The sequence below is a fragment of the Halomonas sp. GT genome, from assembly GCF_002082565.1.
GTDB lineage: Bacteria > Pseudomonadota > Gammaproteobacteria > Pseudomonadales > Halomonadaceae > Vreelandella.
In genome coordinates this window covers 50,136-62,787 of sequence record NZ_CP020562.1, presented here as the reverse complement: position 1 = coordinate 62,787, position 12,652 = coordinate 50,136, and the positions used below count along the sequence as shown (strand labels likewise).

The 12,652-nt window shown below is 52.1% G+C and carries 13 protein-coding genes; 10 read left to right on the top strand and 3 right to left on the bottom strand.

Annotated elements, in window-relative coordinates:
* Positions 1–160: 160 nt before the first annotated feature.
* The gene (metK, locus tag B6A39_RS00280; protein ID WP_083000252.1) at positions 161–1,381 is read right to left on the bottom strand and encodes a methionine adenosyltransferase; all 1,221 of its coding nucleotides are present in this window, start codon (positions 1,379–1,381) and stop codon (positions 161–163) included.
* Positions 1,382–1,628: 247 nt separating this feature from the next.
* Here metK and tkt point away from each other — a divergent pair, with 247 nt between their 5' ends.
* The 7 genes from tkt to B6A39_RS00245 all read left to right on the top strand — a co-directional run bounded on the left by tkt (position 1,629) and on the right by B6A39_RS00245 (position 8,631).
* Positions 1,629–3,620, top strand: coding sequence for a transketolase (gene tkt / locus B6A39_RS00275; protein WP_083000250.1), 1,992 nt, complete (start codon positions 1,629–1,631; stop codon positions 3,618–3,620).
* Positions 3,621–3,653: 33 nt separating this feature from the next.
* Positions 3,654–4,007, top strand: a complete 354-nt coding sequence (locus tag B6A39_RS00270) for a CidA/LrgA family protein (RefSeq protein ID WP_083000247.1) — start codon at positions 3,654–3,656, stop codon at positions 4,005–4,007.
* Positions 3,997–4,716, top strand: coding sequence for an LrgB family protein (locus B6A39_RS00265; protein ID WP_083000245.1), 720 nt, complete (start codon positions 3,997–3,999; stop codon positions 4,714–4,716). The genes B6A39_RS00270 and B6A39_RS00265 overlap by 11 nt, the downstream gene beginning before the upstream one ends.
* A 60-nt stretch (positions 4,717–4,776) precedes the next feature.
* Positions 4,777–5,820, top strand: a complete 1,044-nt coding sequence (locus B6A39_RS00260) for a type I glyceraldehyde-3-phosphate dehydrogenase (RefSeq protein WP_083000242.1) — start codon at positions 4,777–4,779, stop codon at positions 5,818–5,820.
* A 47-nt stretch (positions 5,821–5,867) separates the two neighbouring features.
* A complete protein-coding gene (locus B6A39_RS00255; RefSeq protein WP_083007816.1) occupies positions 5,868–7,037 on the top strand; it encodes a phosphoglycerate kinase in 1,170 nt (389 codons plus the stop codon).
* Between the two features lie 65 nt (positions 7,038–7,102).
* Complete coding sequence (fba, locus tag B6A39_RS00250) at positions 7,103–8,167, top strand: class II fructose-bisphosphate aldolase (RefSeq protein WP_083000240.1); 1,065 nt, start codon at positions 7,103–7,105, stop codon at positions 8,165–8,167.
* Positions 8,168–8,289: 122 nt separating this feature from the next.
* Complete coding sequence (locus tag B6A39_RS00245) at positions 8,290–8,631, top strand: hypothetical protein (protein ID WP_083000237.1); 342 nt, start codon at positions 8,290–8,292, stop codon at positions 8,629–8,631.
* 5 nt (positions 8,632–8,636) lie between these two features.
* Here B6A39_RS00245 and B6A39_RS00240 read toward each other — a convergent pair whose 3' ends face one another.
* Positions 8,637–8,960 (bottom strand): hypothetical protein, encoded by a 324-nt coding sequence (locus tag B6A39_RS00240; protein ID WP_083000235.1) that lies wholly within the window; start codon positions 8,958–8,960, stop codon positions 8,637–8,639.
* A gap of 249 nt (positions 8,961–9,209) precedes the next feature.
* Here B6A39_RS00240 and B6A39_RS00235 point away from each other — a divergent pair, with 249 nt between their 5' ends.
* Genes B6A39_RS00235 through B6A39_RS00225 form a run of 3 tightly spaced genes read left to right on the top strand, consistent with a single transcriptional unit; the run spans position 9,210 to position 11,252 of the window.
* Positions 9,210–9,908 carry an HAD family hydrolase gene (locus B6A39_RS00235; protein WP_083000232.1) on the top strand — a complete coding sequence of 233 codons (699 nt, stop codon included), beginning with the start codon at positions 9,210–9,212 and terminating at the stop codon, positions 9,906–9,908.
* 2 nt (positions 9,909–9,910) lie between these two features.
* Positions 9,911–10,285: a translation initiation factor Sui1 gene (locus tag B6A39_RS00230; RefSeq protein WP_083000230.1), complete on the top strand. Its 375-nt coding sequence runs from the start codon at positions 9,911–9,913 to the stop codon at positions 10,283–10,285.
* A gap of 58 nt (positions 10,286–10,343) precedes the next feature.
* A complete protein-coding gene (locus B6A39_RS00225) occupies positions 10,344–11,252 on the top strand; it encodes a nuclease-related domain-containing protein (protein ID WP_083000228.1) in 909 nt (302 codons plus the stop codon).
* A gap of 4 nt (positions 11,253–11,256) precedes the next feature.
* Here the strand turns inward: B6A39_RS00225 and B6A39_RS00220 are convergent, their stop codons facing one another.
* Positions 11,257–12,600, bottom strand: coding sequence for a deoxyguanosinetriphosphate triphosphohydrolase (locus B6A39_RS00220; RefSeq protein WP_083000226.1), 1,344 nt, complete (start codon positions 12,598–12,600; stop codon positions 11,257–11,259).
* Positions 12,601–12,652 lie beyond the last annotated feature (52 nt).

Here is a 12,652-nt window from a genome sequence, read left to right as displayed (position 1 = left end):
GCGGCGCTTCCCTTTTAACTAGCAGCGTCTAATAAAACGCCAGATGAGAAGAGTGACCTTAGCGCATAGTGAAAAATAAACATTCAACGCAATAAAAAGCCCCTTGGCATCAGCCAAGGGGCACGTTATCGACATGCTTACACTACCGTCACACGTCTTGTTACAAACCAGCAGCCTGGCGCAGAGTGTCGGCTTTATCAGTTTTTTCCCACGGGAAGGCGGTAAAGGTTTCTGTATGAACTTGGCCTTTGTCATCTACCCAGCTGTAGCTATGCTCAAACGGCTCACGCCCAAAGTGACCATAAGCAGACGTGAGGCGATACATCGGATGTAGCAGATCGAGCATTTTGGTAATCGCGTAAGGGCGCAGATCAAAGTGCTCACGCACTAGCTCGACAATTTTAACATCGTCGATTTTACCGGTGCCGAAGGTATCGATGGAAACCGACGTCGGCTCGGCAACGCCGATAGCGTAGGAAACCTGGATTTCGCACTTATCAGCCAGACCTGCGGCAACGACGTTTTTAGCCACGTAACGGCCAGCGTAAGCGGCGCTGCGGTCAACTTTAGACGGGTCTTTACCAGAGAAAGCTCCACCGCCATGACGCGCCATACCGCCGTACGTATCGACGATAATTTTACGCCCTGTTAAGCCACAGTCGCCCACCGGGCCACCAATAACAAACTGGCCGGTCGGATTAATGTGGTACTGGGTATGCTCATCCAGCCACTCAGCGGGAATCACTTGCTCGACGATTTCGCGCTTAACCATTTTGCGCAGGTCATCTTGGCCGATTTCCGGGTCGTGCTGAGTAGACAATACGACGGCGTCGACACCACAGGGCTTGCCTTCCGCGTTATAACGGAACGTTACCTGACTTTTGGCATCTGGGCGTAGCCACGGCAGCAGACCGTTTTTACGCAGCTCCGCCTGACGCTCAACCAAACGGTGCGAGTAGTGAATTGGCGCCGGCATAAACGAATCAGTTTCGTTGGTCGCGTAGCCAAACATCAATCCCTGATCGCCAGCACCCTGATCTTCAGGTTTCGTGCGGTCGACACCTTGAGCAATATCAACGCTTTGCTTGCCGATCAGGTTGATTACCCCACAAGTTGCGCCATCAAAGCCCACGCGAGATGAGGTGTAGCCAATATCAGTAATCACGTCACGCACCAGTGCTTCCAGATCAACCCACGCAGACGTGGTGATCTCACCAGCAATAATGGCAACGCCTGTCTTCACCATGGTTTCACAGGCAACGCGGGCCTGTTTATCTCGGGCGATAATGGCATCTAGTACCGCGTCGGAAATCTGGTCGGCAATCTTATCAGGATGCCCTTCTGAGACAGACTCGGAGGTAAACAGGGAATATTCGCTCATCGCGCTCTCGACCCTCTGTATGACGGCTGCAGAGTGACCGCAGCATCAGCAGGAAATCATGGCAGGAAGTTCAGTTCCCTGCCCATATATAGAAGCGGCACGACTATTTTCGCTACCACTTCGGGAGGCAGAGTCTACACGCTGTTGGGGGTTCTTCCCAGAACGTGGCTCCAGAATTTGCCGCCGCCGGGGAAGTCAGCGACAATAGCACCTTTATTATTTCCGTTTTCAGGCGAGGAGCACCCCCATGCCGTCCCGTTTTGAGCTGGCCAATGCCATTCGCGCCCTTTCCATGGATGCTGTTCAGAAGGCCAAATCTGGCCACCCTGGCGCGCCTATGGGCATGGCTGATATCGCCGAGGTGCTGTGGAATGACTACCTCAAGCACAACCCCGAAGATCCCAAGTGGGCTGATCGCGATCGGTTCGTGTTGTCTAATGGCCACGGCTCAATGCTGCTTTACTCGCTGCTGCACCTCAGCGGCTATGAATTAAGCCTGGAACAGCTGCAGAACTTCCGCCAGTTGCATTCGCCCACGGCTGGCCATCCGGAATTTGGCTACGCCCCAGGCATCGAAACCACCACCGGCCCCCTGGGCCAAGGTTTCGCCAACGCCGTTGGTTTTGCGATTGCTGAAAAAACGCTGGCAGCGCAGTTTAATCGCCCTGGCCACACCATTGTTGATCACCATACGTGGTGCTTCCTAGGTGACGGCTGCTTAATGGAAGGCATCTCCCATGAAGCCGCGTCGCTGGCGGGTACTCAGCAGCTTGGCAAGCTGATTGCCCTGTATGACGATAACGGCATCTCTATTGATGGTGAGGTTGAAGGCTGGTTTACCGATGACACCGCTAAGCGCTTTGAGGCGTACGGCTGGCACGTGGTGCCAAACGTCGACGGTCATAAGCCGGAAGAGATCAAAGCGGCTATTGAATTAGCCAAGAGCCACGACGATAAGCCGAGCCTGATTATCTGCAAAACGATCATTGGCTTTGGCGCACCTAACAAACAGGGTAAAGAAGAGGCTCACGGCGCACCCTTAGGTGACGACGAAGTGGCCCTCGCCCGTAAGCAACTCGGCTGGGAACACGCACCGTTCCATATCCCCGAGCCCGTTTATTCTGCTTGGGATGCCCGTAACGCTGGCAAAACCCGCCAGCAGGAGTGGGATGTCCGCTTCGCCCGTTATGCCGAAGCATTCCCAGCCGAAGCCAAAGAGTTTGAGCGCCGCATGAAGGCGCAGCTACCGGCAGAACTTTCAACCGCCGCGCTCATTGAGCAAGCTCAAGAGAAGGGTGAAAGCATTGCCTCTCGTAAGGCCTCTTTTGAAGCGTTGAATGTTATCGGCCCGCAAATGCCCGAGCTACTCGGCGGTAGCGCCGATCTCGCGCCATCTAACTTGACCTTCTGGAAGGGCGCCAAGGCAATCACTCCAGAAGACGCTAGCGGCAATTATCTGCACTACGGGGTACGTGAGTTCGGCATGGGCGCGGTGATGAATGGTATCGCCCTTCACGGTGGTTTCGTTCCTTATGGCGCGACCTTCCTGATTTTCATGGAATACATGCGTAACGCCGTGCGGATGGCCGCGCTGATGGGCCAGCAAGCCATTTATGTATTTACCCATGACTCTATTGGCCTGGGCGAAGATGGTCCCACCCACCAGCCGATTGAGCAGCTGACCAGCCTGCGCACAACGCCTAACCTGAACACATGGCGCCCCTGTGACGCGGTTGAAACAGCGGCTTCCTGGGATGCAGCGGTGAAACGCCACTCCGGCCCCACCGCGTTGGTACTCTCGCGCCAGAACTTGCCTCACCAGCAGCGCACCAAGGCGCAACTAGCGGCCATTCAGCGCGGTGGCTACATTTTGAAAGACAGCGTCGGCACACCCGAGCTGATTTTGATTGCCACCGGCTCTGAAGTATCGCTTGCCATGGACGCAGCAGCAGAACTAGAGCAGCAAGGTAAAGCAGTGCGCGTGGTCTCCATGCCGTCAACCTACCGTTTTAATGGCCAGGACGCGGAATACCGTGAAAGTGTACTGCCGAAGGCAGTCACTAAACGGATTGCGATCGAAGCGGGTCATGCCGACTATTGGTACAAGTACGTTGGCCTGGATGGTCGTGTTATCGGCATGACCACCTACGGTGAATCGGCACCTGCGGGCGAACTGTTCAAGCATTTCGGCTTTACGGTTGAAAATATTGTTAAGCAGGCTAATGAGCTACTGGCCTAACGCCATGCAGGCTGATCTAGCGCGGGTTCTGCCATGCCTGCGCTAAATGGTCTGCTATGGCTAATTAGCTATTGGTTAATTGGGGAAGTGGTCATCCACTTCTCCGGTTTACCTTTTTCTTCAGGGGTGGTGGGCATGCTATTGCTATGCGCTACCCTTGCTGTCTTAGGCCGTGTGCCTTCAAGTTTGGCGGCCGCAGCACAACCGTTAATCGCGCTTCTGGCCATGTTGATTATGCCAGGCGTCGTTGGCGTGTTCTTTATTCTGGATGAACTCGCGGGTCAGTGGTTCGCCATACTTATTGCGCTATTGCTAGGGACGTTATTAAGCGTGATTACCACGTTATGGTTATTACAACGGCTAATTGGGCGATCAGATGCCCACTGACGTGCTGTCCACTCTAACAGCCACACCGCTGTTTGCTGTAGGACTTACACTTGCAGCTTATTTGCTCGGCAACCTGATCTTTAAGCGCTTGCGTAACCCTTCTTGGCTACCCGCTATTTTAATCGCAGCGTTGCTATTAGCAGCGGCACTCGTCGCGATAGGGCTGCCTTATTCGATTTACCAACAAGGGGCCTCATGGCTCACCATTTTGTTAGGGCCGGCGACCGTTGCCTTGGGCATGCCACTCTATCAACAACTGCCGCGCATTCGTGAACTTTGGCAGCCGCTGACACTTTGTTTACCGATCGCCGCCGCACTAGCGGCCTGCTACGCAATAGGCATTGCTTGGCTAATGGGGGCTAGTCCCACTATTTTGGCGTCACTCGCCGCAAAATCAGTCACCGCGCCAATCGCCATCGGCATTACTGAACAGCTCGGCGGCAACGTAGCGTTACTGATGGGGGCACTGTTAATGACAGGAGTGGTTACCATACCCTTCGTGAGTGTCGTTGCTCGGCTGCTGAAAATTAACGATGAGCGCATTATTGGTTTCGCACTGGGTCTTAATGGCCATGCCATTGGCACTGTGCGAGCATTTGAACTAAGCCCAACGGCTGGCGCGTTTGCCTCGTTAGGCATGAGTCTAACCGGTATTTTTACCGCGCTGCTGCTGCCACTCGCTTGGCGGCTGATCGGCACGGTCAGCTGAAAAACAAACTCAGTTGAAATACGCTATCATTGAGCAATTTTTTGAGAGCCGCTTCGCGACATGGCTAATGCAAACTCGACATATCGAATTGCCATTAATGGTTACGGACGCATTGGCCAATGCGTGTTAAGAGCGTTGGTTGAGCGCAACCACCCAGAAATTGAAGTTGTCGCCATCAATGAGCTATCTGATCTTGCGACGATTACCTACCTTACTCGCTACGATACGACCCATGGCCGTTTCCCTGGCGAGGTAGACAATGACGGTGAATGCCTACTTATCAATGGCCGGCGCATACACGTTCTTTGCGAACGTGACCCACAGGCTCTGCCCTGGGCAGCATTAGACATTGATTTAGTTCTGGAATGCTCAGGTAGTTTCAAGGACCGAGCGACGGCAGAACAGCATTTAACCGCTGGCGCTAAGCGGCTGCTGTTTTCGCAACCCGCCGAAAGCGATGTGGATACGACGATTGTGTGGGGCATCAACGAACATGAGCTCACACTCTCCCACCGCATTCTCTCAGCAGCCTCATGCACCACCAACTGCCTCGTCCCGTTACTCACCGTGCTGGACGAAGCACTGGGGCTTGAACACGGCGTTACCACCACCATCCACTCGGCCATGAACGACCAGCCCGTCATTGATGCTTATCATCAAACGGATCTGCGCCTGACACGCTCGGCCATGCAGTCCATTGTCCCCGTGGATACTGGGCTGGCCGTCGGAATCAGCCGCTTGATGCCAAGCCTGTCCGGTCGTTTTGAATGCCTACATGTGCGCGTGCCAACTATTAATGTCTCTGCCATGGATGCCGCATTGACTGTGCGCTGTGACACGAGCGCCGAGCACGTTAACGACTTACTTAGATGTGCCAGCCAGCAGCGCCTAGCTGGCGTATTAGGCTATACCGAAGCCCCCATGGCATCGATAGATTTTAATCATGATCCACGCTCTGGCATCCTAGACGCCACGCAAACACGGGTCGCAGGGACACGCTTAATTAAGCTGCTGTGTTGGTTTGATAATGAATGGGGCTTTGCCAATCGTATGCTGGATATCACCCAACGGCTGGCATCGCTTTCCAAAAGCAACGCTCGCTAGGCTGCATCATGTCTTTTCATCTGCTTGAACACGAGGAAACCGCTCACATGAACGTGCAAAAAATGACCGATCTGCCCCTGGAAGGGCAGCGCGTGCTGATTCGTGAAGACCTTAACGTACCGATCAAACATGGCCGTGTTTCCAGTGACGCCCGTCTTCGCGCAGCGCTGCCGACTATTCAGGCAGCAGCTCAAGCAGGTGCGAAAGTGATGCTAATGAGTCACTTAGGCCGCCCGACTGAAGGAGAGCCTGCTGAAGAATTTTCACTCGCTCCCGTCGCAGAGCGCTTAGGCGAGTTGCTTAGCCGTCCCGTAACGCTAATTAGCGATTATCTCGATACAGCGCCAACATTGGCTAACGGCGATGTTGTGCTGCTAGAAAACGTGCGCTTTAACAACGGTGAGAAAAAAGACGACGAACAGCTTTCCAAACAATACGCAGCGTTATGCGACGTTTTTGTAATGGATGCCTTCGGTACGGCTCATCGCGCGCAGGCTTCTACTCACGGCGTGGCGCGCTTTGCCCCACAGGCGTGTGCAGGACCGCTGCTTGCGCAAGAGCTTGATGCGCTTGAAAAAGCATTGGCAAACCCGGCGCGGCCTATGACAGCGATTGTAGGCGGTTCTAAAGTATCCACCAAGTTAGACGTACTCACCGCCCTTTCAGACAAATGCGACCAACTGATTGTTGGCGGTGGTATCGCCAACACGTTTATCGCTGCGGCAGGCTATAATGTTGGCAAATCGCTCTTTGAGGCAGATTTAATTGGCCAGGCAAAAGCACTCATGGAAAAAGTAGCCATTCCATTACCGACGGATGTCGTCGTTGCCACTGAGTTTTCTGATTCCGCAGAAGCGGTTGTCAAGCCAGTTGATCAGGTCGCTGATAACGAAATGATTCTGGATATCGGCCCCGAAACTGCTAGCCACTTAGCCAGCTTACTGAAAAATGCAGGCACTATTTTGTGGAATGGCCCTGTCGGTGTATTTGAAATTGATCAGTTTGGTAAAGGAACCGAAGTGCTTTCTCAGGCGATTGCCGACAGTAGCGCTTTCTCTATCGCAGGAGGCGGTGATACGTTAGCGGCGATTGATAAATATGCCATTGCTGACCGCGTTTCCTATATCTCTACTGGCGGTGGCGCATTTCTTGAGTACGTTGAAGGCAAGCAGTTGCCTGCCGTCGCCGCACTCGAGGCTGCCGCTCAGCGCAGTTAAATTGTGAAACAAAATGGCACGCTCACTGCCTTTGTACCTACATACAACCCAACTAAGGTGATCCCATGGCTTTGATCAGCATGCGCCAAATGCTCGACCACGCAGCCGAATATGGCTACGGTATTCCAGCATTCAACGTAAATAACCTCGAGCAGATGCGCGCCATCATGGAAGCTGCTGACGCCACTGACTCTCCGGTTATCGTGCAAGCCTCTGCTGGCGCGCGGAAATATGCCGGTGCTCCCTTCCTACGCCACCTGATCTTGGCAGCAGTTGAAGAATTCCCGCACATTCCAGTCGTGATGCATCAGGACCACGGCACTAGCCCTGCTGTTTGCCAACGCTCTATTCAACTCGGCTTCTCCTCGGTAATGATGGACGGCTCTTTGGGTGAAGACGGTAAAACACCGATGGACTATGACTACAACGTCGATGTCACTCGTCGTGCTGTAGAAATGGCGCATGCTTGTGGTGTCTCCGTTGAAGGCGAGCTAGGCTGCCTAGGCAGCTTAGAGACGGGCATGGCTGGCGAGGAAGATGGCATTGGTGCCGAGGGCAAGCTGGACATGGAACAGATGCTCACCGACCCTGAAGAAGCCGCTGAGTTTGTCAAAGCAACCCACGTGGATGCGCTGGCTATCGCCATTGGTACCAGCCACGGGGCTTATAAATTTACGAAGCCACCCACTGGCGACACCCTGTCGATCCAACGTATTAAAGAGATCCATGCGCGCATTCCCGACACGCATTTGGTAATGCATGGCTCATCATCCGTGCCACAAGAGTGGCTGGAAGTGATTAACCAGTATGGCGGTCAAATTCCGGAAACGTATGGTGTGCCGGTCGAAGAGATCATCGAAGGCATTAAATACGGTGTTCGTAAAGTAAACATCGACACCGATTTGCGTCTTGCCTCTACGGGAGCCGTCCGTCGCTTTATGGCTCAAAACCCTTCTGAATTTGACCCACGCAAATTCCTTAAAGAAACGGTGACGGCTATGCGTGATCTGTGTATCGCGCGCTATGAAGCCTTCGGCACTGCTGGTAATGCGAGCAAAATCAAACCGGTCAGTCTAGAAGTTATGTTCCAGCGCTACGAGCGTGGTGAGCTGGCACCGAAAGTGAAGTAACTTTCTCTTCACGTATTCCCCTTAAGGCGGCCGGTTGGCCGCCTTATTTTATTGCAACGCAGCATATATAGGCTAATACTAGAGGGGTTGTAACTAATTATTCTCTCAGCAGGTAGTCCCCTATGAAGTACTCTTCTACAACATCGACGACGCCGTTGGCCATGTTTGATATGTGGAAAGCGGGGTTTATGGCGTTTGAACTGTGGAGCTCATCGCTGTCCACCATCGCTATGCGTCAACAGATGTGGCAAACACAGCCATTTTTCAGTCCTTCAATGATGCGCGAAAACCAACGCATGGTGACCGAAAAAATGGAGGCCAGCATTGAAGCTGGCCTTGTTATGCAAAAAACGTTATTGAACGCTATGAACGGTCACTATGCTCCTTGGTGGGTCACCAGCCAAAAGACCATGAAACCCTACCATCGACGTAGTAGCGCTAATTCACGACGCTTAACACGCTAAAAGCTCTATTCGTTATCGTCGTTGCTCTGCTCACCCTCACCGCTTTCAATTGCATCTTCGGCACTACCAGTTCCTCCTGTACCTCCCTCTGTGTCTTCTTCATTATCACTATGGTTGCTTTCATCGTCGCTGGTTTCCTCAGCGCCGTTGGAAGTGGGCTCATCTCGCTGAAGTGATCCTGCCTTGATACCATATTTCTCTTCTAATGCCGCATCGTCTAATGCGTCATGCTGCGCATTATCTGAATCTGACATTTCAGCTTGCGCTTGCCCTGCCACTAGTAGGGATGTACAAAAAGCAATTGAAAACACCCACGGTGTAAATCGCATCGACGCTCTCCTTTATTGTGGTTATCAAAGCTTAGTCTAAACATGGCTACGCATCAGTGTTATTGCTTTAAAAAGCCATTCCTGTCCCCAACAATGAAGCTATCAGTCAGCACTTTCCTTGGGCACCTTGATATAAACCTATAAAAAATTATCAAACAGTGTTCACAAAGAGCTCAAAATCTCGTTCAATAGCAGTATGGTCGGCTTAAACTAACACGGGCAGCGCAAAAGACGCTGCAAGGAATGACAATGCCGCTTCCACTTTTGCTGTTTGATTGTGATGGCACTCTCGTTGATAGCGAGCCCCTTCTGGCTGAAGAAATGGCTATCGGTCTAAATTCGGTAGGCTTACCCTTTAAATCCACCGATTATCTCGGAGAGTTTCGAGGTGCCCGTTTTCGACGAATTGTGGCAGAGTTACAGCAGCGTTACGGTAATGTCGATGAAGATCAATTAGCTAGCATGGAGCACTCGATGCGAACCAGCTTAGCTAATCGTTTAACTAGCGAGCTAAAGGCGATTCCTGGTGCCCATGAATCTCTAGAGGTGCTTAATAATTACCCGAGTGCGGTTGTCTCTAATGGGCCTGAGAGCAAAATTCATACTGCTTTACAAGCAACCGGCCTAGCCACCTACTTTGGTAAGCGTTTGTTTAGCGGTTATACCGCTAACTGCTGGAAACCAGAGCCCTGTCTTCACCTTCATGCAGCTAGTATTATGGGTTTTGCAGCAAGTGATTGTATTGCCATCGATGACGCACTCGTTGGCGTTAGGGCAGCACTACAAGCTGGCATGACCGTCATTCACTTGAATCGCTACCCGGACGCTGAAACTACACCTGAAGGCGCTATTATGATCAGCAATATGTATCAGTTGCCTGCAGTCGTTGAGCGCCTTACTCATGAAAAGTGGCAGATGCCAGTGCCTCAACATTCAATAGAGAAATAAGTATGGCTTCATTACGTGATCAGCTCGGCGGCCTTGTGTATTCAACAGAACAAGGCAAGACTTGCCCAAGCTGCCGCGAGTCTATCGACCACTGCCGCTGCGCAGATACCAGCGAGCAAGCACGCCTTGCTGATTTAGACGGGATTGTGCGCATCCGACGTGAAACCAGTGGTCGTAAGGGGAAAGGGGTTACCACCATTCGCGGTATACCGCTTTCCAATGCAGAGTTGAAAACGCTTGCTAAGACATTGAAGAAACGCTGTGGCACCGGTGGTGCTGTAAAGGATGGCATTATCGAAATTCAGGGAGATCATCGGGAAACGCTACAGCAAGCATTAACATCGTTAGGCTACCAAGTTAAATTAGCAGGTGGCTGACACACCTCTGTGATAGCGCTCTGCCTTGAGGCAAAGCACTAAAGGGCAAGGCACTGCAATGAATTGGTTAGAATACCTGCTACCACTCATTTTCCTATTCCCCATGGCAGCCATGGGTGGCATTGTCTTGGCACTGCGTAGCCTTCACGATGCACGCGTTCAGTCCCCCTTTAATGCACCCTTGCGTGAACCCGGTCAGGCTCTGCGGCATCGCCTTGATCAAGCTTTTTCTAGCCTGTTTTTAAACGGTGCGCTCGGCCCCATTATTAGCCTTGCTCCACTCGTGTACGGCATGGGCCGTATGCTGTTTGTGGAAAAGCAAGACTGGGTGGAGTGGGCGTTATATGGCTTACTTAGTACGCTGCTAGTACTGGCTTTTTCACTGTTACTTGTCCGTGATTATCAGCGTATCCGCCGACTCAAACTCGGTTTAGCTTGCGAGCTAGCCGTAGGTCAAGAGTTAGAGCGCATGGTGAGACCAGAAGCCCACCCCTATTATGTGTTTCACGACGTTCCTACCGATAGCTTCACTATTGATCATGTGGTCGTCACACCACACGGCGTCTTCGTGGTAGAAACGCGCGCACGAGCATTAGCGATTGGTAGCGATGGCAAGGAGCTTAATAGCGTAGCCGTTGAACGTGAGCGGCTACGTTTTCCTCACTGGCAAGAACGCCGCCCTCTGCATAAAACACGTCAGGGCGTTAGTTGGCTGACTCAATGGCTTGAGCGTCGTTGTGGTGTTCCTGTGCCTGTACGAGGCGTATTGGTTTTGCCAGGTTGGGTCGTTGATACTAGCGAAGCGGCCCCCGATATATTAGTCGTTAGCGGTGAACAGCTAGCACGGCAGCTAACCGAGCTCACCCCTGGCCAGATGAGCGATGCCATTCACGACAAAGTGATTCATATACTTATTGAGCGTGCACGTCTTATGGAGCTTAAACACCTCCGTCAACCCTCCGTATAGAAGGTTAATTACCTCGCAAGCGGCCACCCATTTCTTGCGCGAGATCGACAGCATAGTGATCGGTCATTCCACCAATAAAATCCAGCATGCGCCGATAGCTATCGTAGAGCGTCCAGGACGGCAATGGCGTATTTTCACCAATCAATGCCAGCACGCGCTGGTGCTTGAATGAGCTATGCCCTGTGTGATGCAGTTCATTAGCGGCACCAATAAACGCTTCTAATAAAATTCCCAGCGTTGTATAGGCGCCAATTTCAAGTTTAGCTTTGCGCTCATTTTGAAAAATGCGCTCACGGGCTAACTGCTTTGCCGATTGAACACCCCATCCCAGGTCAGGGTGACACAGCTCTAATAAATCCTGGCCTAACGTTCCGCTGAGCAATGCTTGCTCATGCTGCACAAAAACTGCCCCCACATCATTCACCGCGCGTTCCATAGCGGCACCGCGCAGTAACGCAATTCGACGTCGCTGAGATACTTTCCGCCTCTCCATCTCAGCATATTCTGGAGGGAATTCGCCCGCGATCTGGCGCAGTATCTCGACTACTTCCTCATAGCGCAGAATACCCATCTCTAAACCATCTTCTAAATCAAGCAGGGCATAGCAGATATCATCAGCCGCTTCGACAAGCCAAGCAAGCGGATGTCGACACCAACGTTGATCTCCTTGGGGAAGAAGCCCGACAGCCTCAGCCACTTCTTTTAACAGCGCCTGTTCAGACTGGTAGCAACCAAACTTACCAGCACGCCCGCTGTAGCGTACCGTCCAGGGATATTTAAGCAGAGTACCCAATGTAGCGGCAGATAACCGCATACCACCATTAAACTGGTTGTACTCAATTTGGGTAATAACACGGAAGCCTTGGGCATTACCTTCATACGTTAGTAAATCGTCACGCTCTGCATCAGATAAACCGTCTAGCAAGCCACTTTTTTGAGCACGCCGAAACCAATCACGAATCGCATATTCACCAGCATGACCAAAAGGAGGGTTGCCAATATCATGTCCTAAGCACGCTGTCTGGACGATCACCCCTAAGTCAGCGGGTGTAATCCAACCAGGCAGGCGATCTCTTAGTAACTCGCCAACAATCATACCTAGCGAGCGTCCAACACAGCCGACTTCCAGTGAATGGGTCAAGCGTGTATGAATATGATCATTTTCAGTCAGCGGATGCACTTGCGTTTTCCGACCCAAGCGCCGGAAAGAGCCCGAAAAAACGATACGATCATGATCTTTATGAAAAGGACTTCGCCCGATTTCATGGGTTGCTTCACGCACACCGCCGGGGCGTTTATCGTGAAGACGTTGAGGGGATAATAACTGGTCCCATTGCATCTGTGTCATAGCGTTCCTCCGTGAGAGCAACATTTTGACATAAATCCAAGCAAGATAACCG